Origin of the sequence: Cupriavidus sp. 30B13, assembly GCF_049059565.2 — a bacterium.
In the GTDB taxonomy this organism is placed as follows: Bacteria; Pseudomonadota; Gammaproteobacteria; order Burkholderiales; family Burkholderiaceae; genus Cupriavidus.
The window spans coordinates 842,877-867,577 of sequence record NZ_CP188224.1 but is presented as its reverse complement, the minus strand read 5'-3'; the positions used below and the strand labels follow the sequence as shown (position 1 = coordinate 867,577).

23 protein-coding genes are annotated in these 24,701 nt (G+C 71.6%); 13 read left to right on the top strand and 10 right to left on the bottom strand.

Annotated elements, in window-relative coordinates:
• Window positions 1-34 precede the first annotated feature (34 nt).
• The 6 genes from ACKI2N_RS23180 (at window position 35) to ACKI2N_RS23155 (ending at window position 7,159) form a co-directional block, all read left to right on the top strand.
• Window positions 35-1,018: an NAD(P)H-quinone oxidoreductase gene (locus ACKI2N_RS23180; protein WP_420993194.1), complete on the top strand. Its 984-nt coding sequence runs from the start codon at window positions 35-37 to the stop codon at window positions 1,016-1,018.
• A 141-nt stretch (window positions 1,019-1,159) separates the two neighbouring features.
• A complete protein-coding gene (locus ACKI2N_RS23175; RefSeq protein WP_420993092.1) occupies window positions 1,160-2,059 on the top strand; it encodes a LysR family transcriptional regulator in 900 nt (299 codons plus the stop codon).
• 221 nt (window positions 2,060-2,280) lie between these two features.
• Window positions 2,281-2,892: a glutathione S-transferase family protein gene (locus ACKI2N_RS23170; RefSeq protein WP_420993091.1), complete on the top strand. Its 612-nt coding sequence runs from the start codon at window positions 2,281-2,283 to the stop codon at window positions 2,890-2,892.
• A gap of 63 nt (window positions 2,893-2,955) precedes the next feature.
• Window positions 2,956-5,070: a pyridoxamine 5'-phosphate oxidase family protein gene (locus tag ACKI2N_RS23165; RefSeq protein ID WP_420993090.1), complete on the top strand. Its 2,115-nt coding sequence runs from the start codon at window positions 2,956-2,958 to the stop codon at window positions 5,068-5,070.
• 257 nt (window positions 5,071-5,327) lie between these two features.
• Window positions 5,328-6,209, top strand: coding sequence for a fumarylacetoacetate hydrolase family protein (locus ACKI2N_RS23160; RefSeq protein WP_420993089.1), 882 nt, complete (start codon window positions 5,328-5,330; stop codon window positions 6,207-6,209).
• Window positions 6,210-6,229: 20 nt separating this feature from the next.
• On the top strand, window positions 6,230-7,159 hold the full coding sequence (locus ACKI2N_RS23155; RefSeq protein WP_420993088.1) for a VOC family protein: 930 nt from the start codon (window positions 6,230-6,232) through the stop codon (window positions 7,157-7,159).
• 33 nt (window positions 7,160-7,192) lie between these two features.
• On the opposite strand, the gene ACKI2N_RS23150 is transcribed toward ACKI2N_RS23155, so the two are convergent.
• From ACKI2N_RS23150 to ACKI2N_RS23140, 3 genes are all read right to left on the bottom strand, one after another.
• Complete coding sequence (locus ACKI2N_RS23150; RefSeq protein ID WP_420993087.1) at window positions 7,193-7,978, bottom strand: GntR family transcriptional regulator; 786 nt, start codon at window positions 7,976-7,978, stop codon at window positions 7,193-7,195.
• A gap of 96 nt (window positions 7,979-8,074) precedes the next feature.
• Window positions 8,075-9,418 carry an NADP-specific glutamate dehydrogenase gene (gene gdhA, locus ACKI2N_RS23145; RefSeq protein ID WP_420993086.1) on the bottom strand — a complete coding sequence of 448 codons (1,344 nt, stop codon included), beginning with the start codon at window positions 9,416-9,418 and terminating at the stop codon, window positions 8,075-8,077.
• 317 nt (window positions 9,419-9,735) lie between these two features.
• A complete protein-coding gene (locus ACKI2N_RS23140; RefSeq protein WP_420993085.1) occupies window positions 9,736-10,383 on the bottom strand; it encodes an IclR family transcriptional regulator in 648 nt (215 codons plus the stop codon).
• Between the two features lie 237 nt (window positions 10,384-10,620).
• Here ACKI2N_RS23140 and ACKI2N_RS23135 point away from each other — a divergent pair, with 237 nt between their 5' ends.
• Complete coding sequence (locus tag ACKI2N_RS23135) at window positions 10,621-11,490, top strand: Bug family tripartite tricarboxylate transporter substrate binding protein (protein WP_420993084.1); 870 nt, start codon at window positions 10,621-10,623, stop codon at window positions 11,488-11,490.
• 64 nt (window positions 11,491-11,554) lie between these two features.
• Window positions 11,555-12,430 carry a TauD/TfdA dioxygenase family protein gene (locus ACKI2N_RS23130; protein ID WP_420993083.1) on the top strand — a complete coding sequence of 292 codons (876 nt, stop codon included), beginning with the start codon at window positions 11,555-11,557 and terminating at the stop codon, window positions 12,428-12,430.
• A 129-nt stretch (window positions 12,431-12,559) separates the two neighbouring features.
• On the opposite strand, the gene ACKI2N_RS23125 is transcribed toward ACKI2N_RS23130, so the two are convergent.
• The gene (locus ACKI2N_RS23125; RefSeq protein WP_420993082.1) at window positions 12,560-13,315 is read right to left on the bottom strand and encodes a DeoR/GlpR family DNA-binding transcription regulator; all 756 of its coding nucleotides are present in this window, start codon (window positions 13,313-13,315) and stop codon (window positions 12,560-12,562) included.
• A 117-nt stretch (window positions 13,316-13,432) separates the two neighbouring features.
• Here ACKI2N_RS23125 and gcvA point away from each other — a divergent pair, with 117 nt between their 5' ends.
• The 3 genes from gcvA to ACKI2N_RS23110 all read left to right on the top strand — a co-directional run bounded on the left by gcvA (window position 13,433) and on the right by ACKI2N_RS23110 (window position 16,226).
• Window positions 13,433-14,371: a transcriptional regulator GcvA gene (gene gcvA / locus ACKI2N_RS23120; RefSeq protein ID WP_420993081.1), complete on the top strand. Its 939-nt coding sequence runs from the start codon at window positions 13,433-13,435 to the stop codon at window positions 14,369-14,371.
• A gap of 130 nt (window positions 14,372-14,501) precedes the next feature.
• A complete protein-coding gene (locus ACKI2N_RS23115; protein WP_420993193.1) occupies window positions 14,502-14,996 on the top strand; it encodes a RidA family protein in 495 nt (164 codons plus the stop codon).
• Window positions 14,997-15,023: 27 nt separating this feature from the next.
• A complete protein-coding gene (locus tag ACKI2N_RS23110; RefSeq protein WP_420993080.1) occupies window positions 15,024-16,226 on the top strand; it encodes an aminotransferase class V-fold PLP-dependent enzyme in 1,203 nt (400 codons plus the stop codon).
• Window positions 16,227-16,286: 60 nt separating this feature from the next.
• On the opposite strand, the gene ACKI2N_RS23105 is transcribed toward ACKI2N_RS23110, so the two are convergent.
• Complete coding sequence (locus ACKI2N_RS23105) at window positions 16,287-17,486, bottom strand: MFS transporter (RefSeq protein ID WP_420993079.1); 1,200 nt, start codon at window positions 17,484-17,486, stop codon at window positions 16,287-16,289.
• 132 nt (window positions 17,487-17,618) lie between these two features.
• Between ACKI2N_RS23105 and ACKI2N_RS23100 the strand changes: the two genes are divergently transcribed.
• Entirely contained in the window at window positions 17,619-18,527 is a 909-nt protein-coding gene (locus ACKI2N_RS23100; protein WP_420993078.1) for a LysR family transcriptional regulator, read from the top strand.
• Between the two features lie 167 nt (window positions 18,528-18,694).
• Window positions 18,695-19,126: a VOC family protein gene (locus ACKI2N_RS23095; RefSeq protein ID WP_420993077.1), complete on the top strand. Its 432-nt coding sequence runs from the start codon at window positions 18,695-18,697 to the stop codon at window positions 19,124-19,126.
• Window positions 19,127-19,230: 104 nt separating this feature from the next.
• On the opposite strand, the gene ACKI2N_RS23090 is transcribed toward ACKI2N_RS23095, so the two are convergent.
• From ACKI2N_RS23090 to ACKI2N_RS23070, 5 genes are all read right to left on the bottom strand, one after another.
• On the bottom strand, window positions 19,231-19,572 hold the full coding sequence (locus ACKI2N_RS23090; protein WP_420993076.1) for a hypothetical protein: 342 nt from the start codon (window positions 19,570-19,572) through the stop codon (window positions 19,231-19,233).
• A 360-nt stretch (window positions 19,573-19,932) separates the two neighbouring features.
• Complete coding sequence (locus ACKI2N_RS23085; protein ID WP_420993075.1) at window positions 19,933-21,417, bottom strand: efflux transporter outer membrane subunit; 1,485 nt, start codon at window positions 21,415-21,417, stop codon at window positions 19,933-19,935.
• Complete coding sequence (locus ACKI2N_RS23080) at window positions 21,414-22,331, bottom strand: efflux RND transporter periplasmic adaptor subunit (RefSeq protein WP_420993074.1); 918 nt, start codon at window positions 22,329-22,331, stop codon at window positions 21,414-21,416. Before ACKI2N_RS23080 ends, ACKI2N_RS23085 begins: the two co-directional genes overlap by 4 nt.
• Window positions 22,328-22,540 (bottom strand): DUF1656 domain-containing protein, encoded by a 213-nt coding sequence (locus ACKI2N_RS23075; RefSeq protein ID WP_420993073.1) that lies wholly within the window; start codon window positions 22,538-22,540, stop codon window positions 22,328-22,330. The genes ACKI2N_RS23080 and ACKI2N_RS23075 overlap by 4 nt, the downstream gene beginning before the upstream one ends.
• The gene (locus tag ACKI2N_RS23070; protein ID WP_420993072.1) at window positions 22,534-24,615 is read right to left on the bottom strand and encodes an FUSC family protein; all 2,082 of its coding nucleotides are present in this window, start codon (window positions 24,613-24,615) and stop codon (window positions 22,534-22,536) included. The genes ACKI2N_RS23075 and ACKI2N_RS23070 overlap by 7 nt, the downstream gene beginning before the upstream one ends.
• Between the last annotated feature and the right edge of the window lie 86 nt (window positions 24,616-24,701).

Sequence of the window (24,701 nt, the reverse complement as noted above, 5' to 3'; positions counted from 1 at the left end):
CATGAACGACATGAACATAAGCGACATGAACGGCATGAAGGCCATCACCTTCCACGAGTTCGGCGAAGCCGACGTCTTGCGGCTGGAGACCGTGCCGGCGCCGGCGCTGCGCCCGCACGACCTGCTGGTGCGCAACCACGCCGCCGGCGTGAACCGCGCCGACCTGATCCAGCGGCGCGGCGGCTACGGCCGCCAGTATTTCGGCGACTCGGACATCATGGGGCTGGAGATCGCCGGCGAAGTGATCGGCATGGGCGCACAAGTGAGCGGCTTCGCGCCGGGCGACCGCGTGATGGGCATCGTGGGCGGCGGCGCCTATGCCGAGCTGGCCCGCATCGACCACCGCATGGCCATGCGCATCCCCGACGGCATCGGCTACGTGGAGGCCGCGGCCATCCCCGAGGTCTTCGTCACCGCGCACGAGGCGCTGCTCCACCTGGGCCGCGCGCAAGCCGGCGACGCGGTACTGATCCACGCGGCGGCCGGCGGGGTCGGCTCGGCGGCGGTACAGCTTGCGCGCGCCGCCGGCGCGAAAGTGTTCGCCACCGCCGGCGCGGGCAAGCTCGGGCGAGTGCGCGCGCTGGGCGCCGACGTGGCCATCGACTACAAGGCGGAGGACTTCGCCGCGGCGGTGGCGCGGGAAACGGACGGGCGCGGCGTGGACGTGGTGGTGGACTTCATCGGCGCGCCCTACCTGGAGCGCAATGTGCGCGCGCTGGCCGATGGCGGCAGGCTGGTGCAGGTGGGCCTGATGGGCGGCGCCGAGGGTGCGGCGCTGCCGCTGGAGCGGCTGCTGTACGGCCACCTGCAGATCATCGGCACGGTGATGAAATCGCGCCCGCCCGAGGTCAAGCGCGCCATGACGCAGCGCTTTGCCGCGCGCTGGCTGCACCGCTTCGGGCCGGGCGGCCTGGCGCCGGTGGTGGACAGCGTGTTTGCGCTGGCCGACGCCGCCGGCGCGCACCGGCGCATGGAATCCAACCTGGGCGTGGGCAATATCGTGCTCGCCGTCGGGTGAGCGCAGCCCGCCCGGGCGCCGGCGCTATACTCCGCCACGAAGCGCCGCCATGCGCACAACTGGCACAATTGGCACGACGGGCACGGCCAGCGGCCAGCGGCGGCGGGCAGACAAGCACGGCGAAGACGGGGAGAACGCGGGGTGGACCGACTGCAGGCCATGAAGACATTCGTCACCGTGGTGGAGACCGGCGGCTTTACCGCCGCCGCGCGCAAGCTCGACGTCTCGCCGTCGGTGGTGAGCCGGATCGTCAATGAGCTGGAAGCGCACCTCGCCGTGCGCCTGCTGACCCGCACCACGCGGCTGGTGCGGCTGACCGATACCGGCTCGGCCTACTTCGAGAACTGCCGCCGCATCCTCGGCGAGATCGACGATGCCGAGCTGCTCGCGGCCGGCTCCCACGCGGAGCCGCGCGGGCCGCTCGCCCTCACCGCGCCGGTCCTGTTCGGCGCGGCCTACGTGACGCCGATCGTCACCGCGTACCTGCAGCGCTACCCGCATGTGGACGCCACCTGCCTGCTGCTGGACCGCACGGTCAACCTCGTCGAGGAAGGCATCGACGTGGGCATCCGCATCGGCGAGCTGCCGGACTCCTCGCTGCAGGCGGCGCCGGTCGGGAGCGTGCGGCGGGTGGTGTGCGCGGCGCCCGCCTATCTCGAGCGGCACGGCGTGCCGCAGGCGCCGGAGGATCTCGCGCGGCACACGGTCATCGTGGCCAGCGCGGTCTCCGCCTCGCCCGAATGGCGCTTCGACGCCGGCGGCAGCCAGGTGGTCACGCGCCTGCAGCCGCGCCTGACCACCTCCACCAACGAGTCGGCCATCGTCGCGGCGGCGGCCGGCTTCGGCATCGTGCGGCTGCTGTCGTACCAGATCGCCGGCCATCTGCGCGCCGGCACGCTGCAGGTGGTGCTGCGCGAATTCGAGCCGCCGCCCTTGCCCATCAACGTCATCCACCGGGAAGGCCGCCATGCCACGCGCAAGGTGCGCGCCTTCCTCGACCTGGCCATCGACACGCTGCGCGCCGATCCCTCGCTGCGCTGAGCGCGCGTCCCGCTCCCGGTCTTCCTCCCCTCCCCACGCCTCCCCGGCGCATCCCATTATTGGGCCAGCGAGAAGAATCCTTTCTCGCCGGCGCCGTTTTTCCCGCGCGGCGCCACCCCTAAGATGCCTTCACGCACTCGGGCAAGACGCCAGCGGCCACTCCGGCACGGCGCGCGGCCCGCGGCGATTCCACCCTACCCCGATCCCAAGGAATCCCAGCCATGAAGGTCTACTTCCACCCGCTCTCCGGCCACTCGCACCGCGTCCGCCTGTTCCTCGCGCTGACCGGCACCGATGCCGAGTTCATCCACGTCGACCTCGCCAAGGGCGCGCACAAGGAACCGGCGTTCCTGCGGCTCAACCCGTTCGGCCAGGTACCCGTGCTGGTCGACGGCGACACCGTGGTCACCGATTCGAACGCGATCCTGGTGTACCTGGCCACGAGCCTGGGTAAGAGCGACTGGCTGCCGGCCTCGCCCGCCGGCGCCGCCGCGGTGCAGAAGTGGCTGTCGGTCGCCGCCGGCGAGATCGCCTACGGCCCCGCCGCCGCGCGCCTGATCACGGTGTTCGGCGCGAGCCTGAACGCGGAGGAAGTCATCGGACGCGCCCATGTGGTCCTGCGCCGCGTGGACGACGCGCTGGCCGCCTCGCCGTGGCTGGCGGCGGACCATCCCACGCTGGCCGACGTGGCGCTCTACAGCTATATCGCCCGCGCCCCGGAAGGCTTCGTCGACCTCGCGCCGTATGCCAACGTCAATGCGTGGCTGGCGCGCATCGAGGCGCTGCCCGGCTTCGTCGCCTTCCAGAAGACGCCGGCCGGCCTGGCCGCCTGACCGGGCGGCCGCAAGCCAGCCCCGACCGACCGCCCGCCCGAACGCCACCAGGAGACCGCCATCATGTCCCAGCTCTCGCCTACCGTACCGACCCGGGTTCCGCCGCTGCCCTGGCATGCCGGCGAACGCGTGCTGCAGGAGCGCGCGGGCGTGGCGCGCAAGATGGAGGAGCTCGGCGCGCGCTTCGTGCGCGACCACATGCCGGACCAGCATCGCCAGTTCTTCGCGCAGTTGCCGGTGGTGGTGCTGGGCGCGGTGGATCCGGACGGCAACGTCTGGGCCACGCTGCGCGCGGGCATGCCGGGCTTCCTGCATTCCCCGCACGACAAGGCGCTCGGCGTGCGCCTGCCGCGCGAGGCGGCCGACCCCGCCGAGCGCGGCATGGAGGACGGCGACGCCATCGGCCTGCTCGGCATCGACCTGCTGACGCGGCGCCGCAACCGGCTCAACGGCACCATCCGGCGCGGCGCGGCGGCGCCGGGCGCGGCGGCGTTCGAGATCGCGGTGGGGCAGAGCTTCGGCAACTGCCCGCAGTACATCCAGCAGCGCAACTACGCCTTCACGCGCGACCCCGCCGCGCCGGGCGCGGCACAGCCACAGCGCACGGACGCGCTGGACGCGCGGGCGCGCGCGCTCGTCGCCAATGCCGACACCTTCTTCGTGGCGTCGTACGTGGACCTGCCCGACGGCACCCGCCAGGTGGACGTGTCCCATCGCGGCGGCAAGCCGGGCTTCGTGCGGCTGGACGACGACGGCGGCATGACCATCCCGGATTTCGCCGGCAACCTGTTCTTCAACACGCTCGGCAACTTCATGGCCAACCCGCGCGCGGGGCTGGTGTTCGCGGACTTCGCCACCGGCGAACTGCTGCAGATGACCGGCTCGGCCGAGGTCATCCTCGATTCGCCCGAGATCGCCGCCTTCCAGGGCGCCGAGCGCCTGTGGCGCTTCAAGCCCGCCAGCGTGGTGCGGCGCGCGGATGCGCTGCCGGTGCGCTGGGCGCCGGAGCCCGATGGCGTGTCGCCCGCGGTCGAACTCACCGGCGACTGGGACGCCGCCGCCGAGCGCCTGCGCGCCCGCCCGCTGGCCAATGCGTGGCGTCCGTTCCGCGTGGCGCGGCTGGTGGAGGAAAGCGTGGGCATCCGCTCCTTCCACCTCGAGCCCGCCGACGGCGCCGGGCTGCTGCCGCACCTCGCCGGCCAGTACCTGCCGGTCCGCGTGATGGCCGGCTCGCCGCCGGCGCCCGCGATCCGGACCTATACGCTGTCGTCGGCGCCGGCCGACGGCATCTACCGCATCAGCGTCAAGCGCGAAGGCACGGTATCGCAGCACCTGCACGACAACTTCAAGGTCGGCGACATCGTGGAAGTGCGCCCGCCGGCCGGCGCCTTCACCATCGACGCCGCCGCGCAGCGCCCCGCCGTGCTGCTGGCCGCCGGCATCGGCGTCACGCCCATGCTGGCCATGCTGCGCCACCTGGTCTACGAAGGGCTGCGCACCCGCCACATGCGCCCGGCCTATTTCTTCCATGCCGCGCGCACGCTGTCCGAGCGCGCCTTCGCGCGCGAACTGAGCGCGCTGGCCGACAGCGCGCAGGGCGCCGTGCAATACGTGCGCGTGCTGAGCGACCCGCGCGACGCCGAGCCGCAACGGGACTTCGACGAAACCGGCCGCATCGACATCGGCATGCTTCGGCGGCACCTGCCGTTCGGCGACTACGACTTCTACCTGTGCGGCCCGGGCCCGTTCATGCAGTCCCTCTACGACGGCCTGCGCGCGCTCAACGTGGCCGACGGCCGCATCCATGCCGAAGCCTTCGGCCCGGCCGCGCTGCACCGCCGCCGCGATGCCGCGCAGCCCGCCGCCGCGCCGGCCCCCGCCGCCAGCCCCGCCACGGCGGCGGTGCCGGTGGTCTTCGCCCGCTCGGGCAAGGAAGCGCGCTGGTCGCCGGACGCCGGCTCGCTGCTGGAACTGGCCGAACAGCGCGGGCTCGCGCCCGGGTTCGGCTGCCGCAACGGCAGTTGCGGCACCTGCCGCACGCGCGTCCTGCAAGGCGCGGTGGCCTATCTCGAAACGCCCGAATTCGCGGTGGAGGACGGCGAAGCGCTGATCTGCTGCGCGGTGCCGGCGGCGGGTGGCGAAGGAGAAGCGCCCGCGCCGCTGCAGCTCGATCTTTGAATGCGGCCTGCCCGCGGGCCGCCTGCGCCTGCCGCCACGGCGCCGATCCCTCCGCGCCGCCCCGGATACACCACTTGCCGCGCCCCTCGTCCAGCGAGGAGCGCGGCTTCGCCGTTCCTGCGGGGAAGTTCTCTTTCCGCCAAAACAATCTACAAAGATTGTTTTTATATATTTTTTAGGCTAGCATTCCTCCCAGTGATCGCGCGGCGGCGATCCCTCTCTTCCCATCATCCAGATCCCTGAGACAGGAAAACCCCATGCGTTACGTCCGCTTCACCCTTGACGGCAAGACTCTCCTCGGCGCCCGCGAAGGCAGCCAGATCCGCGTCCTCGGCGAGGAACCGCTCGAATCCCTGCTCGCCGCCGGCGTCGACCTCGAAACCTACGCGAGCACCCGCCGCGGCGGGCGCCTCGTCAGCGAGGACGACATCACCTTCCTGCCCGTGGTCGAGCATCCCGCCAAGATCTTCTGCATCGGCCTGAACTACGCCGACCACACCAGGGAAAGCAAGTACGAGCAGCCCGCCTATCCCACCATCTTCCCCCGCTACGACACCAGCCTGGTCGGACACGGCCAGCCCATCGTCCGCCCGCGCGCGTCCGACACGCTCGACTACGAGGGCGAGCTGGCCGTGGTGCTCAAGAAGGGCGGGCGCCATGTCGCGAAGGAAGACGCGCTCGGCTGCATCGCCGGCTATGCGCTGTTCAACGACGGCTCCGTGCGCGAGTACCAGTTCCTCACGCCGCAGTGGACCGTGGGCAAGAACTTCGACGCCACCGGCGCCTTCGGCCCCGAGCTGGTCACCGCCAGCGAAGTGCCGCCCGGCGGCAAGGGCCTGCTGCTCGAGACGCGCCTGAACGGCGTGGTGGTGCAGTCCGCCAGCACCGATACCATGATCTTCGACATCGCCACGCTGATCTCGGTGATCAGCGAAGCCATCACGCTGGAGCCCGGCGACGTCATCGTCACTGGCACCCCGAGCGGCATCGGCTGGGCGCGCGAGCCGCGGCTGATGATGAAGCCGGGCGATGTGTGCGAGGTCTCGGCAACGGGCTTTGCCACGCTGCGCAACACGATTGCCGACGAGGCCGGCGAGGCCGAGGCAGCCCCGGTGGCCGGGGCCGCGCTGGCTGCCTGACGCCATTCGCGGAGGAGACAATGAATAAAGACAATGGCCGGCCCAAGGCCGCCGTGCATTCGCTCGATCACTATGCGCTGACCGTGCCGGACCTCGCGCAGGCCGAGCATTTCCTCACTGCCTTCGGCCTGGCCGTGACGCGCCGGCAAGGCCGGCTCGACGTGGCGGCGCGCGACGGGCACGTCTCGGCGCGCTTCTTCGCCGGCGAGCGCAAGGCCCTCGCCTACCTGAGCTTCAACTGCTTCGCGGGCGACCTCGACGCCATCCGCGGGCAGCTGCTCGCGGCCGGGGCGCGCTTTGCCGGCGGCAGCCCGCACGTCACGGCAGAGGGGCTGTGGTTCTTCGATGCCGACGGCAATCTCATCCAGGTCAAGGCTGGGCCCAAGACCTCGCCCGGGGCCAAGAGCCCGCTCGACGAGGTGCACGGCCCGGCGGATGCGCGCGGCGCCCGTTTCCGCAGCGGCGTGAAGGCGGTCCGCCCGCGCCGGCTTTCGCACGTGCTGCTGTTCACGCCGGGCGTGTCGCGCGCGCTGGCCTTCTACGGGCGCACGCTGGGCCTGCGCCTGTCGGACCGCTCCGGCGAAGGCATCGCGTTCACGCATGCGCCGCACGGCTGCGACCATCACCTGGTGGCCTTCGCCGGCAGCGCGGCGCGCGGCTGGCACCACGCGGCGTGGGACGTCGCCAGCATCGACGAGGTCGGCCAGGGCGCCGCGCAGATGGCGGCGGCGGGCTACAAGGAGGGCTGGGGGACGGGCCGGCACGTGCTGGGCTCCAACTTCTTCCACTACGTGCGCGATCCCTGGGGCTCGTTCTGCGAATACTCGGCGGACATCGACTACATCTCCGCGGGGCGGGACTGGCCGTCCGGGGATTTCCCGCCGGAAGACTCGCTGTACCAGTGGGGCCCCGACGTGCCGCCCTACTTCACCCACAACACCGAAGCCTGACGACATGCGGCGCCGGAAGCGCCGCGCGCGGCCTTACACCGCGACCACCTTGCGCGCGCGCGTCCTGGCCGCGACCTCGCTGCCCTTCTGCGCGGCGAGGTACGCCATGACGAGGTTGGTGGTTTCCTGGAAGTGCCTGTTCAGCAGCGCGCAGGCCAGGTCGGCGTCGCCGTTGATGGCCGCGTCGACGATCGCCTCGTGCTCGGCGGCCACGTCGCGCTTGCGCCCGGTGCCCGGCAGCTGCATCGACAGCAGGCGGTAGCGCGCGGTCTGGTCGCGCAGCAAGGCGGAAAAGCGCAGCAGCCAGGGCGAGCCGCAGCCGGCCACCAGCGCGGCGTGGAAATCCGCGTGCGCGGCCTCCCACTCCGGGTTCATGTGCCGGCCCTCGCCGGGCAGCAGGACCGGCAGGCGCCTGAGCCGGTGATGCGCGGCGATCAGTTGCCCTTCCCACTCGACGTCGCCGGCGGCGATCGCGTCGCGCAGCGCCTGCGTCTCGATCTGCTGGCGCACGCGCGTGATGTCCAGCAGCTCGCTCGCGGACAGCTCGGCCACGCGGAAGCCCTTCTGGTCGATGGCCACGACGAAGCCCGTCGCGCACAGGCGCGAGAGCGCCTCGCGCAGCGGGATCACGCCAGCCTGGTAGCGTTCGGCAAGCTCCTTGAGCCGCAGCTTGCTGCCGGCGGGCAGCTTGCCCTGGATGATGTCTTCCCGCACCGTGAGTTCGAGAATCGACGCCCAGGTGCGCCCGCCGGTATCGAACGCGCCGTCCGCGGAAGCAGCCGGCGAGGCGCCGGCATGTGGCGTTGGCGAGGTAGCCAAGTCAGCCCCTGTTTCATAGATATTCCGCATTTTATCTATTTTCCGGCGATGGCCGGCCAGAGTTTGCGAAACCGGGCTGGCGAAGCGCAGCCGCCGCTACACCACCCCCTGCGCCAGCATCGCGTCGGCCACCTTCACGAACCCGGCCACGTTGGCGCCTTCCACGTAGTTGATATAGCCGTCCGCCTTCTGGCCGTAGTGGATGCAGTTGCCGTGGATGTCCTTCATGATGGCGTGCAGCTTTTCGTCGACCTCGGCGTGGTGCCACGCCAGGCGCATGGCGTTCTGCGACATCTCCAGGCCCGAGGTAGCCACGCCGCCGGCGTTGCTGGCCTTGCCCGGCGCGTAGAGGATGCGCGCGGCCAGGAAGCGGTCGACCGCGTCGAGCGTGGACGGCATGTTGGCGCCTTCGGCCACGCAGAACACGCCGTTGGCCAGCAGGCGCCCGGCGTCGCCGCCGTCGAGCTCGTTCTGCGTGGCGCACGGCAGCGCCACGTCGGCCGGCACGTGCCACGGCGTGCGGCCGGCCTCGAAGTGCAGGTCCTGCGCGGCGGCGAAATCGGCCAGGCGGCCGCGCGCCTCGTTCTTGAAGGCCATCAGCGCGGCCAGCTGCTCGCGGTCCATGCCCTGCGGATAGTGCAGCACGCCGCCGGAGTCGGACACCGTGAGCACCTTGGCGCCGAGCTCGATGGCTTTCTCGGCGGCGAACTGCGCCACGTTGCCCGCGCCGGAGATCAGCACGCGCAGGCCGTCGAAGCCGCGCCCGCGCCGGTGCAGCATCTCCTGCGCGAAGTACACCGTGCCATAGCCGGTGGCTTCGGGCCGCATCAGGCTGCCGCCGAAGGCCAGGCCCTTGCCGGTGAACACGCAGGCGGCATGGTTGGAGAGCTTCTTCATCATGCCGGCCATGAAGCCGACCTCGCGCGCGCCCACGCCGATGTCGCCGGCGGGCACGTCGGTGTCGGGGCCGAGGTGGCGGTACAGCTCGGTCATCAGCGCCTGGCAGAAGCGCATGACCTCGCCGTCGGACTTGCCCTTGGGATCGAAGTCGGAGCCGCCCTTGCCGCCGCCCATCGGCAGCGTGGTGAGCGCGTTCTTGAAGGTCTGCTCGAAGCCGAGGAACTTCAGCACCGAGAGATTGACGGTGGGATGCAGGCGCATGCCGCCCTTGTAGGGGCCGATGGCCGAGCTGTGCTGCACGCGGAAGGCGCGGTTGACCTGCACCTGCCCGCGGTCGTCGGTCCACGCCACGCGGAACTGGATCACGCGCTCGGGCTCCACCAGCCGCTCCAGCAGGGCCTGTTCGCCGTAGCGCGGATGCTGTTCCACGAACGGCCACAGCGTCATCATGACTTCCTTCACGGCCTGGAGGAATTCCGGCTGGTCGGGGTCGCGCCGGGCAACCCCGGCCAGGAAGGTTTCGAGGGAGGCAGGTCTCACGGGTGTCTCTTCGTCTTGGTTGTGCTGAAGCTTCGGGCTGGGATGGCCGCCGCGGATACGTGTCAGCGGGCATGCCTGGGGATGCCGCGGCGCGGCCCCGGGACTTCACGGGCGGCGCGGCCGCAGACATGTAGGCACATTCATGGCTGGGCATGAATGTATCGACAAGGCGAGAGCTTAGCATCCGCTGTGCCTTGGCAGCCATGTGCGCGCGGAGCGGCGACGGCAAAGCGCCGCCCATGGCGGGAAGCGCCCGTTTTTTCCGTGCGATCAACGGCCACGCGCGGGCATGTGCGGCGGGCGCGGCCCGCGGCGGCTCACACTGGCGCCAGCCCGATCAGGCGGCTGACGTTGGCGGCCGCCTTTTGCAGCGCGGGCACGATCTCCACCGGAATCCGCTCCGGCGTCGCCTCGCCCGACGAGGTGGAGATGCCCAGCGACAACTGCCGCGACCCCGCGGCGGGCACCGGCACCGAGACCGATACCTGGTTGCTTTCCGGGTAGGCCAGCACGCTCCACTCGCCCGGCGGCAGCGGCAGCGCCATCGCCAGCGCGCTGCCGGGCGGCAGCACGCTGCCCACGCGCAGGTTCATCACCACCAGCCGGCGCCGCTCGGCCGGCGCCATGGCCCGCCCGATGATGATCACGCCCTCCGGATTGGCTTCGCCGAGGTTGGCCGTGCCGGAGTAGGCGTCGGCGAGCTGCTGCAGCCCTTCCTGCACGGCCTCGGTCACGCCGAGGCTTTCCAGCGCCGCGAAACCAATCTCGAAGATGCGGGTGGTCAGGCGCCAGCGGTTGCCTTCGCGCGCCACATAGGCGTCCTCTTCCAGCGTCAGCAGAAAGCGCAGCACGGTGGGATGCGGCAGGTCCACCGCGCGCGACAGCTCCGCCAGCGTGGGGCGGCCGTTGTGACGGAATGCCTGCAGGATGGCTAGACACCGCTGGATCGATCTATTATTCTTCATTCGCTAACCGTTCACCTAGAGGACTATACGTTCACTAAGTGAACATATTAAAGCAATGAGAAGGCCGCGGCAAGTACCGCGCCTCGTTCCTCACGGAGACAACATGACGACACCTTCCGCCCCGGACGCGCCCGCGCCCTCTTTGTCCTTGCCGCGCTGACGGCCCTGGCCGCCGCCGCCGCGCCGCTGGCCGCGCGCGCCGCCGACGCCTGGCCGTCGCGGCCGATCAAGTGGGTGGTGCCCTACCCGCCGGGCGGCTCGACCGACATGCTCGCGCGCATCGTCGGCCAGAAGCTCGGCGAGCGGCTGCGCCAGCCCGTGGTGGTGGAGAACAAGGCCGGCGCCGGCGGCAACGTAGGCACCGACTACGTCGCCAAGCAGCCGGCGGACGGCTACACCATCGTGATGGGCAATATCGGCCCCATCGCCATCAACCCTTCGCTCTATCCCGACCTGCCCTACAGCCCGCTCAGGGACCTGGCGCCGGTGACCATGCTGATGGCGGTGCCGAACCTGCTGGTGGTCAACCCGGCGCTGCCGGTGCATTCGGTGCAGGAGCTGGTCGACTACGGCAAGCGGCAGCCGGCGCCGCTCAGTTATGCCACGCCGGGCGCCGGCACCTCGCTGCACCTGGCGGGCGAACTGTTCGCCACCACCGCCGGCCTGCGCCTGACCCACGTGCCGTACAAGGGCAGCGCGCCGGGCCTGAACGACACCATGGCCGGCCACGTGCCGCTGATGTTCGACAACATGCCGTCCGCGCTGCCGCTGGTGAAGGCCGGCAAGCTGCGCGCGCTGGCCATCACCAGCGCGCAGCGCTCGCCGCAGTTGCCTGACGTGCCCACCATGGCCGAGGCCGGCCTGCGCGGCTACGAGATCGCGGGATGGTTCGGCGTGCTGGTGCCGGCGGCCACCCCCAGACCCATCGTCGCCCGGCTCGACGCCGAGCTGCAGGCCGTGCTGAACCTGCCCGACGTGCGCCGCAAGCTCGAAGAGATGGGCGGCATCGTCTCGGGTGCCGGCCCGCAGCCGTTCGGCCGCTATATCGAGGCGGAAGCGCGCAAGTGGGGCACGCTGGTGCACAGCGCCAACATCACCATTCAATGAACCGCGGCGCCACCGGCCACCGGCCACCGGCCGCGGCCTGCCGCATCCACCACGGAGACCAGCCATGACGCAATACCGTTTCATCGAAGTCCAGCCCATCGCCGGCGCGCTCGGCGCGGAAATCGGCGGAGTCGACCTGGCAAAGCCGCTGCCGGCGGAAACCTTCGCCGAGATCCAGGCCGCGCTGCACGCGCACCTGGTGATCTTCTTCCGCGGCCAGGAGCTCACGCCCGAGCAGCACAAGGCCTTCAGCGCGCATTTCGGCGAACTGCTCGAGGTGCCGTTCATCCGCGCGCTGCAGGGCCACCCGGAAATCCTGCCGGTGATGAAAGGCAAGACGGAACAGACCCGGCGCAATTTCGGCGGCCTGTGGCATTCCGACATGAGCTACGCCGAACAGCCGCCGATGGGCTCGGCGCTCTATGCGCGCGTGATCCCGCCCTATGGCGGCGACACGCTGTGGACCAATATGTACCGCGCCTACGATGCGCTGTCCGACGGCCTGAAGGCGGTGCTGGACAACCTGCGCGCCGTGCACAGCCCGGTGCGCTCGTACGGCGCCGCGGGCGCGGTGGTCAACAACGGCGATCCGGCCCACAAAATGGACGTGCGCACCGACGAGCGCGCCAGCAGCGAGGTCACGCACCCGGTGGTGCGCGTGCACCCGGCCACCGGCAAGAAGGCGCTCTACGTCAACAGCACCTACACGCTGCGCTTCGAAGGCATGACCGAGGAAGAAAGCGCGCCGCTGCTGCAGTACCTCTACGGCCACGCGGTGCGGCCGGAGTTCACCTGCCGCTTCCGCTGGACGCGCGGCGCGCTGGCGGTCTGGGACAACCGCTGCACGCAGCATCTCGCCATGAACGACTACGACGGCTTCGACCGCGAACTGCACCGCACCACCATCGCCGGCGACCGGCCGCTCGCGGTCGCCGCCTGAGACGTCGTTTCAAGAAGGTCCTGGCGTCGTTGCGCGGCCTTGCCGTACCAGTTGTACTGTCCGCGCCGCGCGCCCAGCCAGGACCGCTTCGCTCCATTTTGAAACAACGTCTGGGACGGCCGGCACGCGTCAGGCGATCCGCAGCGCCGGGCCGCGCGCCGCCAGCGCGGCGCACAGGCCCGGCTCGGGCGCGCGGTCGGAGATCAGCCAGGCGGCCTTGTCGAAATGCTTGACCAGCACGCCGGCATTGCGGCCGAACTTGGTGTGGTCGGCCACCACGCACGCCACGCCGGCGGCCAGCAGCATGCGGCTGCGCAGCTCGGCGGCGGCGCGCGAGAAATCGCTCATCTGCCCGTCGGCCGTGATGCCGCCGGTGCCGACGAAGGCGAAGTCCGCGCGATAGCGCGACAACTGCTCGATGGTGTCCCAGCCTTGCGTGGCGTCTTCGTTGTCCTGCAGCTCGCCGCCCAGCATCACCACGCGGTTGCCGTTGCGCCGGCCCAGCAGCAGCGCGATGGCGATGTCGTTGGTGTAGACCACCAGGTTGCGGTGGCCGTGCAGCGCCTGCGCCACCGCGTGGGTGGTGGTGCCGTAGTCGAGGATCACCGAGGCGCCGTCGGGCACCAGCTCCGCCGCGCGCATGCCGATGGCGCGCTTGCCTTCGACGTTGACCGCGGCGCGGGTCTGGGCGTCGGGCTCGGCCCGCTCGGGCGAAAGCGCCCCGCCGTGCGTGAGGATCAGCAGGCCGCGCGCGGCCAGCACGTTGAGGTCGCGCCGGATGGTCTCGCGCGAGACGCCAAGCTCGCCGACCAGTTCGCTGATCGCCAGCGCGCCGCTGGCGACAAGCTGGTCGAGAATGAATTTCTGTCGCTGTTCAGCCAGCACGGCAACTCCGCAGCATTAGGGAACGAGAGCGGCATTCTAGCGTCGATGCCGCCCGCCGCAGCACGCCGTCGCGACAAGCGGTAGCATGGCGCACTCGCCACGCCACCGCCCCGCTTCATGCGCTCCCCGCCATCCCTGCCGCCCCTTTTGTCCCTGCGCGCCTTCGAGGCCGCCGCGCGGCGGCTGAGCTTCAGCCAGGCCGCGCAGGAGCTGTTCGTGACCCAGGGCGCGGTCAGCCACCATATCCAGCGGCTGGAGAGCGACCTCGGCGTGGCGCTGTTCGAACGGCGCACGCGCGCGGTGGCGCTGACGCCCGCGGGGCAGGCCTACTACGCGCAGGTGCACGCGGCCTTCGAGCTGCTGCGCCTGGGCACCGGGCAGATCCGCGCGGCGGCGCCCGCGCGCGCCGCGCTGACGGTCGGGCTGCTGGCATCGTTCGCCACGCGCTGGCTGGCGCCGCGGCTGCCGGCCTTCGCCGCCGCCCATCCCGGCATCGACCTGCAGCTGCGCCCCGATATCGCGCTGGCCGACGTGGCCGCCGGCGAGGTGGACATGGCGATCCGCTATGGCCGCGGCGCGTGGCCCGGCGTGCGCGCGCAGTTGCTGATGCCGGAGCGCCTGTCGGTGGTGTGCGCGCCCGCGCTGGTGGCCGGCGCCGGCCGGCCGCGGCAGCCACAAGACCTGCTGCGCCACCCGCTGCTGGCCTCGCACGCCAGGCAGCCGTTCGAATGGGACGCCTGGGCGCGCCGCTTCGGCGTGGACCTGCGGCAGGCGCAGACCGTGCACCTGCACGACTACAACATCGTGGTGGAAGCGGCGCTGGCCGGGCAAGGCCTGTGCATGGGCCGCCACCGGCTGATCGCGCCGCAACTGGCCGCCGGCACGCTGGTCGAGGCCCTGCCCGGCACGGTGCTGGAAGATCCGCGCATCGGCTGGTGGCTGGTCATGCCGCCCGGCGCGCCCGGCGAGCCCGCGCGGGCGCTGCGGGCCTGGCTGGCGGATACGGTGGCGCGGGAAGCCGCCGCGGCCACGCATCAATCCGGCTCATGCGTATGAGACGAAAACTGGTTTGTCACGCCGCGGCGGCGGCCATAGGATGGGGCTTTCCACTCGACACCGCCTCCTGCCATGCCGCAGGAGCCTTGCTGCCATGAGCCAGATCACCCAGATCACCCAGATCACCCAGATGACCCAGACCGCCCACCCCGCCGCCCGCTCCATCTCCGCCCGCGTCGCCGAGCTCGGCCTCGCGCTCGAACCCGCGGCCGCGCCCGCGGCCAACTACGTGCCGTTCGTGCTGGAAGGCAACGTGCTCTATATCTCCGGCCAGATCTCGCGCGAGCACGGCCAGCCGGCCTGCCTGGGCCGCCTGGGCGACAACGTCTCCGACGAAGAAGGCGCGCGCGCCGCGCGCCTGGCGGCGCTGGGCCTGCTGTCGCAGATCGCGGCCGCCACCGGCGACCGGCTCGACCGCGTGGCGCGCGTGCTGCGCCTGGGCGTGTTCGTCGCCGGCACGCCGGATTTCCATCGCCAGAGCGCCGTGGCCAACGGTGCGTCGGACCTGATGGTGCAGGTCTTCGGCGAGGCCGGCCGCCATGCGCGCAGCGCGGTCGGCGTGGCCGCGCTGCCCAGCGGCGTGGCCGTGGAAGCCGAGGCCGTGATCCTGCTCGGCCAGCCCTGAACCCGCGTGCGTCACACCGGAAAACCCATGTCCGCTCCCCTCACTTCCGCCGCCGTGGACGCGCTGCGCGCGCTCACGCCCGGCACCCGCGCCACCACGCATTTCAACCACGCCGGCGCCTCGCTGCCGTCCGCCGCCACGCTGGAGGCGATCGAGGCCCACTTGCGGCACGAAGCCGCCGCCGGCCCGATGGAAGCCGGCGTGGCGGCGCGCGCGCAGACCGAGCGCGCGCGCACGCTGGCCGCGCAACTGCTGAACGCCGCGCCGGCCGAGATCGCGCTGACCACCGGCAACTCGCCGGGCTGGGGCGCGGCGTTCGCGGCGCTGCCGCGCTGGCAGCCCGGCGACCGCATCCTGGTCGCTCGCCACGAATGGGGCGGCAACCTGGCGGCCATGCGCCTGCATGCGCAGCGCGCGGGTGCGTCCATCGAAGCCATCCCGTCCGACGACAGCGGCGCGGCCGACCCGCAGGCGCTGGAGGCCATGCTCGACGAGCGCGTGCGGCTGGTCGCGCTGACCTGGCTGCCGGCCAACGGCGGCCTGATCAACCCGGCCGCGGCCATCGGGCAGGTCACGCGCCGCCATGGCATTCCTTACTTCATCGATGCCGCCCAGGCGGTGGGCCAGTTGCCCGTCGACGTGGCCGCGCTCGGCTGCGACGTGCTGACCGGCCCCGGCCGCAAGGCGCTGCGCGGCCCGCGCGGCACCGGGCTGCTCTATGTGCGCAAGGACTTCCTGCCGCGCCTGACGCCGGCCTGGGCCGACACGCATTCGGCGCCGCTGGGCGCGGATGGCGAACCGGTGCTGCGCGCCGACGCGGCCCGCTTCGAATCGGCCGAGGCCGCCAAGGCACTCCATTGCGGGCTGGCCAATGCCTTGCAGGAAGCGCTGGAGATCGGCCTCGACGCGATCCGCGCGCGCATCGACGCCACCGCGCAGGCGCTGCGCGCGCAACTGGCGGCGATACCGGGCGTGTCGGTGCTGGACCAGGGACGCGAGCGCTCCGGCCTGGTGGCGTTCGACCTGGCCGGCCACGACCCGCTGGACGTGCAGCGGCGCCTGGCGGCGCAGGGCATCTCGATCGGCAGCAACGGCGTGAGCTACACGCCGCTGGACATGAACGCGCGCGGGCTCGGCCAGATCGCCCGCGCCTCGGTCAGCTACCTGACGACCGAAGCGGAGATCGACAAGCTGCTGGACAGCCTGCGCGCGCTGGCCCGCCGGCGCTGATGCCGATACCGACGCCGATACTGACGCCGATACCGACGCCGATGCCGCCGCGCCAGCGCGTCAGTGCATGCGCGGCGGCGACAGGCTCGCGCCGGCGGCCGGCGCATCGTGCGCGCCCGGCGACAGGCGGATGGCGAGCAGGGCCACGGCCACCCCGGCCAGCGGCACCAGTGCCGCCACCCACGTCACCGCGCCCAGGCCCGGGCCGCGCGTGATGACTTCGCCGCCCAGCCACGCGCCGATGGCGTTGCCAAGGTTGAAGGCGGCGATATTGAAGCTCGACGCCAGGCTCTGCCCGGCCCCGGTGGCGCGCTCCAGCACCCACATCTGCAGCGGCGCCACGGTGGCGAACGCGGCCACGCCGAGCAAGCCGACGAACACCACCGTCAGCACCTTGCTGTGCAGCACCAGCGACATCAGGCCCAGCACCACGGCCAGCGCCAGCATGCTGCCCAGCACGGTGCGCTGCAGGTGGCGGTCGGCCAGGCGCCCGCCGAGCAGGTTGCCGGCCACCAGCCCCACGCCGAACACCAGCAGGATGGGCGAGACCGCGCTGTCGGCAAAGCCGGTGACCCGGGTCAGGATCGGCGCGATATAGGTGAACACGGCAAACACACCGGCATAGCCCAGCACCGTGGTCAGCAAACCCAGCAGCACCGGCCGGCGCATCAGCGCGCGCAGGTCGCGGCGCAGGTCGGGCGCCTCCGGGGCCTGGCGCTCGGCCGGCACCAGCAGCGCGATCACCACCATCGCCAGCAGGCCCACGGCCGCCACCGCCCAGAAGCTGGCGCGCCAGCCGCAGGCCTGGCCGAGCCAGGTGCCGAACGGCACGCCCAGCACGCTGGCCACGGTCAGTCCGGTGAACATCACGGCGATGGCCGAGGCGCGCCGCTGCGGCGCCACCAGCCCGGTGGCCACCACCGAGCCCACGCCGAAGAAAGTGCCGTGCGCCAGCGCGGTCAGCACGCGCGCGGCCATCAGCGTTTCATAGCTGGGCGCCAGCGCGCAGGCGGCGTTGCCGACGGTGAAGATGGCCATCAGGATCAGCAGCGCGGTCTTGCGCGGCCAGCGCGCGGTCAGCGCCGTCATCAGCGGCGCGCCGGCGACCACGCCGAGCGCGTAGCCGGAGATCAGCAGGCCGGCCGCCGCGATGCTGACGCCGAGGTCGGTGCCGACCTCGAGCAGCAGGCCCATGATGATGAATTCGGTGACGCCGATGCCGAAGGCGCCGGCGGTCAGGGCGTAGAGAGCTAGTGGCATGTCTGGAAAACCTGGGTTGCGGGGTTCAGCGGCGCCGGCAGTCCGCCCGCGCCGCACGGGAAGAAGTATGGGGATGCCAGGATTGATGCGGTAGACTGCCCGCAAGAACAGCATTTATGAATTGAAATCACAATGTCGCGGCTCGACGTCAATCGCTCCGGCGAGATGGAAGTCTTTGTGCGGGTGGTGGAACAGGGCGGCTTCTCGGCGGCGGCGCGCGCGCTGCGCATGACGCCGTCTGCGGTCAGCAAGCTGGTGGCGCGGCTCGAAGCGCGCCTGGGCGCGCGGCTGGTCAACCGCTCCACGCGCCGCATCGAGCTGACCGCCGAGGGCCGCGTGTTCTACGAGCGCGCCGTGCGCGTGCTGGCCGACCTCGACGAGGCCGAGCGCGGCGCCGCCGCCAGCGCCGCGCCGCACGGGCGCGTGCGCATCAACGCCAACGTGCCCTTCGGCGATCATTTCCTGCTGCCGCTGGTGCCGGAATTCCTCGCGCAGTATCCCGAGATCCACCTGGACATCGTGCTGACCGACGAGGTCATCGACCTGCTGGAAGAACGCACCGACGTGGCGATCCGCGCCGGCGGGCTGAAAAGCTCGCAACTGCTGGCGCGCAAGCTGGGCGAGACCCGCATGATGGTGGTGGGCGCGCCCGCCTACCTGGCGCGGCGCGGCACGCCGCGGGTGCCGGCCGACCTGGCCGCGCACAACTGCCTGCGGCTGGGCTACGCGCGCGCCATCGAGGGCTGGCCGATGCTGGAGCACGGCCAGGCCACGATGGTGGCGCCGGCCGGCAACGCCGTGACCAGCAACGGCGACGCGCTGCGCCGCATCGTCGTGGGCGGGCTGGGCCTGGCGCGCATGGCCACCTACCAGGTGCGCGAGGACATCGCCGCCGGGCGGCTGGTGCCGCTGCTGGAAGACTTCAACCCGGGCGACCTCGAGGCGGTGCACGCGGTCTACCTGGGACAGGGCCGGCACCTGCCGGCGCGCGTGCGCGCGTTGCTGGATTTCCTGGCGGCGCGGGTGGACATGGGCGAGTAGCGCGCCGGACGCGCGGGCCCGGCCGGCACGCCGAAGGCACATCCGCCGGCGCGGCGGCGCCAGCCATGCGGACTATGCTGGGAGGGTGGCCGCCCCGCGCGGCCCGGAAAGCGCTGCGGCAGGTCCCGCATGCGCCACCGCGGGCCATCCCGCAAGGAGACGAGACGATGCTGGTCCAGCCTTATCTGTTCTTCGAAGGCCGCTGCGAGGAAGCGGCCGAATTCTATCGGCGCGTGCTGAGCGCGCGGGTCGAGATGCTGATGCGCTTCAAGGAAGCGCCGCCGCCGCAGGCGCCGCCGCCAGAAGGCTGCGCGCCCGGCCCCGTCGACGGGGAGAAGATCATGCACATGGCCCTGCGCATCGGCGAGACCACGGTGCTGATGTCCGACGGGCGCTGCAGCGGCAAGCCGAGCTTCCAGGGCTTCGCGCTGTCGGTCACGGTGCCGGACGCGGCTGCCGTGGACCGCGTCTTCAATGCGCTGGCCGAGGGTGGCCAGGTGCTGATGCCGGCGGGCGAGACTTTTTTCGCGGAGCGCTTCGGCATGTGCGCCGACCGCTTCGGGGTGTCATGGATGGTGATTGCGGTGAAAAAACCGTAAGGCGCGCCGCGCAGGCAGCGCGGGCAATCGGTGATGCGGGAGGAGGATCTTCGGCGGCCGGCCCGGCCGCGGGTGGAGGGCTCCCGCGGCCGGGCCGGGCACCGTCAGGCGCTGGCGCCGCTGGCTTCGCTGCTGTAGGCCGGCGTTGCCGACACGCCGCTCAGGTCGCGGCCGGCGAGGTCGAGCGCCGCGGCGCCGTGGGCGCCGTCGGTGAATGCATCGCGGCGGTCATTGACGCGCGCACCGTCGGTAAACGGGTTGCGGCGGTCGTTGACGCGCGCGCCGTCGGTGAACGGGTCGCGCTTGCCGTTGTGCAGGTTGTAGCCGTACTTGTCGCCGGCGTTGACGCTGTCTTTCGGACCCTGTGCGCTGGCCTGCGTCGATGCCATGACGCAAAGGCCGAATGCTGCTGCGGAAACGAGGGTCGTGAAGAGCTTCTTGTTCATGATTGCTGCTGGATTCCAGATTGGGGCGGCACTTTCCACTTGTGGTGGAGCGGGATAGGCGGAGTCTTGCATCCCGCATGTCGTCTGTTTCGCCTTTTTGCTTGCACCGGCACGATTGGGGGCGCCGGCACAGACAGCAGTGTAGCCATCGCCATGCATTCCTGTGATGAATTAAAATTCTGGTTTTCAGTCGGAATTTTCACAACGGAATGACGGCTTGGGCGACCGGCGCAAATGGCTGCCGGCCCGCGCGGGCGCGGGCATCCGGCGCGGCGGCGCAGGCGCCGGACACGGACGCGCGCGCACCCTCGCCCGCGGACGGGAGAGGGTGCGCAAGGCAATCGGGTATCGCGCGCGGCGCTAGTCGGCCTCGCCCGCGTGGCCGGCGCCGCCGCGCTGCGCTACCCGCGGGCTGTTCTGCCAGCCGCCGCCGAGCGCCAGGAACAGGTTGATCTGGTCCAGCGCCACCTGGCTGTCGGACGCGGCCAGCGCCGCCTCGGCCGCGGCCAGGGTGCGGTCGGCGTCGAGGCTGGACAGGTACGGCGTGCGCCCGGCCTGATATAGCTGGCGGTGCTGGCGCGCGGCCTCGCGCGCATCGTCGCGCGCCACGCGCAGCGACTGGTTGCGCTCCAGCTCGCGCGTGTATTCGCTCAGCGCGCCCTGGGTTTCCTGCAGGGCTTTCAGCACCACGCCGTCGAACTGCGCCAGCGCGGCATCCGCGCCCGCTTCCATCGCATGGATGCGCGGCCGCACGCCGTTGGTGGGCAGGTTCCAGGTGACCAGCGGGCCGATGCCCCAGCGCGCCGTGGGCCCGGTGCCGAAATCGCTGAGCAGGCCGCTCAGGCCGGCCGTGGCGCCGAGGCGGATCGACGGATAGAGGTCGGCGGTGGCGACCCCGATCCTGGCGGTGGCCGAGGCGAGCTCGCGCTCGGCCTGGCGGATGTCGGGCCGGCGCTTGAGCAGCGCGGCGCCGTCGCCCACCGGCAGCGCCTGCCGCAGCCTGGGCTCCTCGTGGCAAGCGGACTCCTCTTCGGCCAGCGCGGCGGGCGGCTTGCCCAGCATCACCGCCAGCCGGTAGGCCGCGCCCTCCTTCTCGGCCTTGAAACGCGGCAGCGCGGCACGCAGGGTCTCGGCCTGCGAGCGCGCGCGCAACAGGTCGGCGGGCTGGCCACGGCCGGCGGCGACCAGCTTGCCGGCGATCTCCGCGCCGCGCTCCTGCAGCGCAAGCTGGTGCTCGGCCACTTCAAGCTCGTGCGTGGCCGCGCAGCCCTGCACGTAGGCGCGCACGGTCTGCGCCACCACGCCCACGCGCGCCATGTCGAGCGCGGCCTGGCTGGCCTCGGCACTGGCCAGCGCAGCCTCGTCGGCGCGCGCGAGCTTGCCGAAAAAGTCCACCAGGTAAGACACCGCGAAGCCCACGTCGCCGAGGCTGAAGACCGGTATCTTTTCCTTGATCAGGAAACTCTCGCCGGCCACCTGCGCGCGCTCGGCCTTGGCGGAAACCGCGGCCTGCGGCAGGTTCTCGGCCTCCACCTCGTGATAGACCGCCACCGCGCGGCGCAGGTTGGCGGCGGCCACGCGCAGGCTGGTGTTGGCGGTGAGCGCCTGCTGCACCAGCCGGTCGAGCTTGGGGTCGTCATAGAGCCGCCACCAGTCCTCCGGCACCGGCTCGACCGAGACGGCGCTGTCCTGCGTGCCGAGCAGCGGGCCGTTGGCCTCGGGCGCGCGCACCGCCGCGTGCTCCGGCACCTTGTAGTCGGGGCCGACCGTGGTGCAGGCGAACAGCAGCGGCGCCAGCGCCGGCAGCAAGGCCTGCGCGAGCCTGTTCAGTCCGGGCCGGTTCATTGCGCCACCCCGGCGGCCGGGCCCGCGCGCCGCGCTGCCACCACCTGGCGCGGCTCCGTCACCGACACCGTGGCGGTGCGTCCCGATACCAGTTGCACGTCCGCGGGCACCGCGTCGAACACGATGCGCACCGGGATGCGCTGCGCCAGCCGCACCCAGTTGAAGGTCGGGTTCACATTGGGCAGCAGGCTGGCGCCGCTGCTGCGGTCACGGTCCTCGATGCCGGCGGCGATGCTCTGCACGTGGCCGCGCAGCGTGGTGCGCTCGCCCATGATGCGCACCGCGACCGGGCTGCCGATATGGATGCGGTGCAGCTTGGTTTCCTCGAAATAGCCTTCCACGTGGAACGAGTTCGCATCGACCATCGACAGCACCGGGCGGCCGGTGCTCACGTAGTCGCCCAGGCGCGGCAGGCGGTCGTTGAGCACGCCGTCCACCGGGCTGGCCACGCTGGTGCGCGCCAGGTTCAGGCGCGCCACGCCCACCGCCGCCTCGGCCTGCGCCAGCGCGGCTTCGCCCTGCTGCACCCTGGCCTGCCCTTCCTCCACCACCTCGGTGGCGACCACTTCGCTCAGCGCATGGTTGCGCGTGGCTTCGCGGCGCGCCTGCGCCAGCGTCGCGCGCAGCGCGGCAGCACTTGCCTCGGCCTGCTGCAGCGCCAGCCGGTAGCGGTCCTGGTCGATCACGAACAGCACCTGGCCGCGCTGCACGCGCTGGTTGTCCTTCACCAGGACCCTGGTGACCAGGCCCGACACGTCGGGGGCGACCTGCACCACGTCGGCGCGCACGTGGCCGTCGCGCGTCCACGGCGCCACGGTGTAGTAGTCCCACAAATGCCTGACGACGAACAGCGCCGCCACCGCGGCCAGCAGGGTCAGGGCCACGGGGACCAGCAAACGGATCTTGAATTTCATGATTGCAGCCAGCGGGCCAGGGAGACCACGCTACCGAGCACGATCAGGTAGAGGGCGAGGTTGAACAGGGAACGGTGCCAGACCATCCGGTAGAAACCCAGGCGCGCCAGCAGCGCGCGCAGGCCGGCGGTCATGGCGAAGGCAAGCAGCATCAGTGCCAGCAGGCTGGGCACGAACACGCCGTACAGATCGATCTCGGCGTTCAGCATGCGGTCTGCGCGCGCACGGCGGCGCCCGCCGCCACGGGCGCGTGGACAAGCGGCGCGGCGGCGGCCGGATGCGGCTGCGCGTGGTAAAGCGTGACCTGCAGCACGAACAGCGCGGCCAGCGTATCGCGCACGGCGTGGCCGGCGGTATCGTCGGCCTGCGCGGCCACTTCGCGCATGGCGGTGTCGATGCGCGCGGACAGTGCCTCGGGCGGCGCCATCGCGTGGCCGGCCTTCAGGCGCGCGCGGAAATGCCCGGCGGCGCCGTTGAGCACGCGCGTGACCGCGCGCCGCGCCGGCGGGCGCAATGCGGCCAGGTTGCGTTGCAGCGCCAGCGCGCCGAAACCGACCTGCAACTCGGCGAAGCCGTCCGAGGACATCTTGTCGTCGCTGGCCGCCAGGCGCGGTACCAGCTGGCCGAGGCGGTCCAGCATGCGGGCGCCCAGCTTGCCCTGCTGGGGCGCCTCGCCGCGCGTGGCGGCCTGCGCGAGGTCCTTCCAGCTGGCGCGGATCAGCCGGTGCGCCGCCACGCGCGCGCCGAACGGCCGCGTGGCCATGAACCACAGCGGCGCGAACAGCATGCCGCCCACGCTGGCCAGGCTGGTATTGAAGGTGCCGAGGAAGTTGGCGTCGTAGAGGCTCTGGAAGTTGCCGAACGAAGCCGTGTTGACCGACAGCAGCATGGCGATCAGGTTGAAGCCCGGGCGCGAGATCAGCAGGCCGATGCCCATGTAGGGCACCGCCAGCATGCCCACCAGCGTTTCGAAGTTGTGGGCCTGCGGCACCACCAGGAACAGGTAGAAGCACGACACCAGGAAGCACACCACGCTCCAGCGCATGAAGGCGCGCGCCACCGGCCGCGGCTCCTCCACCGTGGCAAAAAAGCAGCTGGCGATGGTGGCCACCACCACGGCGCCGGCGCCGTCTTCCCAGCCCGAGGCGATCCACAACAGGCCGGCGCAGAACACGGCAAGGCAGGTGGAGCACGCGTAGTACAGCAGCATGCCGTGGTCGTGGTGGTGCGCGCGGCCGGCCGCGCCGGCGCGGTAGCGCAGCGCGGGCGCGGCGCCGTTGCCGGGCTGGTCGCCGATGCTGCGCTGCAGGGCCTGGCAGTCTTCGCACAGCGCCGCGAGCGTGCGCAGGTGATCGTTGGCGGTGGCCACCAGGCCCGCATGCCAGCCGGGCGCCGCGCCGTAGGCGCGCCACGGCGCGGCGGCCGGTTCCAGCGCGGGCGACGGCCCCGTGAAGCCGCCGTCGATCCAGGCTCGCATGTCGGCCATGTGGCGCGCCAGGTGCTCCGGCACGCCCTGCGCATGGCCGCGCAGCGCCTGCAGCAGGCCGGCCAGCGAGGACAGCACCGGCAGCAGCATGGTCATGCGCTCGCGCAGCGCGCGCGCGCTGCGCAGCGTGTCGGCGCTTTCGGTGTCGTAGGAGAGCTGGGCGATCAGCTGGTCGAGCGCGAGGATGTCGGCGGCCAGGCGGTGCCGGCTGCCGTGGCGCGAGACATTGGCATCGGGCTCCGGCGAGAGCATGTCCGAGGCCCACAGCGCCGCGTCGGCCAGCCAGGTGGCGGAGCGGGCACGCAGCGCGGGCGCCACCTTGGCCGGGAACACGATCGAGCCGACCAGCCCGGCGCACAGGATGCCGACCACGATCTCCTCGATGCGCGCCACCGCGATGGCGAACACCTGGGCCGGCTCGCTGACCGCGGGCAGCGCCACGATCGGCAGCGTGTAGGCGGCCAGCAGGAAGATATAGCTGCGCGGCGTGCGCTGCAGCAGCGAGAGATAGAGCAGCGCGCCGGTCCACAGCGCGATGCCGGCCATCAGCAGCACCGGCTCGTTGACCAGCAGCGGCACGGTGGCCACCGCGCCGGCGGCGCCAAGCAGCGTGCCCGCCACCCGGTACGCGGCCTTGGAGCGCGTGGCCCCGGTCAGCGGGTGGGAGACGAAATAGACGGTCGCCATGGCCCAGTAAGGGCGGGGCAGACCCAGCGCCAGCGCGATATAGAGCGCGAGCATCGAAGCGGCAAACGCTTTGAGCGAAAAGAGCCATTGCCGTGCGCTCGGCCATGCCATGGGGACGCAAACCTGTAGTAACCGCAGTGGGATGGAAGTGTAGTCAACTGGCGGTCATTCCGAACATGATTTAAAATTGCCGTCGA

What these genes read in the sequence shown, in the direction of transcription:
- ACKI2N_RS23115 (WP_420993193.1), top strand. Translation starts at nt 14,502, where the DNA reads ATGACCCAGACCGCCCACCCCGCCGCCCGCTCCATCTCCGCCCGCGTC.
- ACKI2N_RS23070 (WP_420993072.1), bottom strand. Translation starts at nt 24,615, where the DNA reads ATGGCATGGCCGAGCGCACGGCAATGGCTCTTTTCGCTCAAAGCGTTT.
- ACKI2N_RS23085 (WP_420993075.1), bottom strand. Translation starts at nt 21,417, where the DNA reads ATGAACCGGCCCGGACTGAACAGGCTCGCGCAGGCCTTGCTGCCGGCG.
- ACKI2N_RS23100 (WP_420993078.1), top strand. Translation starts at nt 17,619, where the DNA reads ATGTCGCGGCTCGACGTCAATCGCTCCGGCGAGATGGAAGTCTTTGTG.
- ACKI2N_RS23180 (WP_420993194.1), top strand. Translation starts at nt 35, where the DNA reads ATGAAGGCCATCACCTTCCACGAGTTCGGCGAAGCCGACGTCTTGCGG.
- gcvA (WP_420993081.1), top strand. Translation starts at nt 13,433, where the DNA reads ATGCGCTCCCCGCCATCCCTGCCGCCCCTTTTGTCCCTGCGCGCCTTC.
- ACKI2N_RS23075 (WP_420993073.1), bottom strand. Translation starts at nt 22,540, where the DNA reads ATGCTGAACGCCGAGATCGATCTGTACGGCGTGTTCGTGCCCAGCCTG.
- ACKI2N_RS23155 (WP_420993088.1), top strand. Translation starts at nt 6,230, where the DNA reads ATGAATAAAGACAATGGCCGGCCCAAGGCCGCCGTGCATTCGCTCGAT.
- ACKI2N_RS23140 (WP_420993085.1), bottom strand. Translation starts at nt 10,383, where the DNA reads ATGAAGAATAATAGATCGATCCAGCGGTGTCTAGCCATCCTGCAGGCA.
- ACKI2N_RS23160 (WP_420993089.1), top strand. Translation starts at nt 5,328, where the DNA reads ATGCGTTACGTCCGCTTCACCCTTGACGGCAAGACTCTCCTCGGCGCC.
- ACKI2N_RS23110 (WP_420993080.1), top strand. Translation starts at nt 15,024, where the DNA reads ATGTCCGCTCCCCTCACTTCCGCCGCCGTGGACGCGCTGCGCGCGCTC.
- ACKI2N_RS23080 (WP_420993074.1), bottom strand. Translation starts at nt 22,331, where the DNA reads ATGAAATTCAAGATCCGTTTGCTGGTCCCCGTGGCCCTGACCCTGCTG.
- ACKI2N_RS23105 (WP_420993079.1), bottom strand. Translation starts at nt 17,486, where the DNA reads ATGCCACTAGCTCTCTACGCCCTGACCGCCGGCGCCTTCGGCATCGGC.
- ACKI2N_RS23130 (WP_420993083.1), top strand. Translation starts at nt 11,555, where the DNA reads ATGACGCAATACCGTTTCATCGAAGTCCAGCCCATCGCCGGCGCGCTC.
- ACKI2N_RS23165 (WP_420993090.1), top strand. Translation starts at nt 2,956, where the DNA reads ATGTCCCAGCTCTCGCCTACCGTACCGACCCGGGTTCCGCCGCTGCCC.
- ACKI2N_RS23095 (WP_420993077.1), top strand. Translation starts at nt 18,695, where the DNA reads ATGCTGGTCCAGCCTTATCTGTTCTTCGAAGGCCGCTGCGAGGAAGCG.
- ACKI2N_RS23090 (WP_420993076.1), bottom strand. Translation starts at nt 19,572, where the DNA reads ATGAACAAGAAGCTCTTCACGACCCTCGTTTCCGCAGCAGCATTCGGC.
- ACKI2N_RS23170 (WP_420993091.1), top strand. Translation starts at nt 2,281, where the DNA reads ATGAAGGTCTACTTCCACCCGCTCTCCGGCCACTCGCACCGCGTCCGC.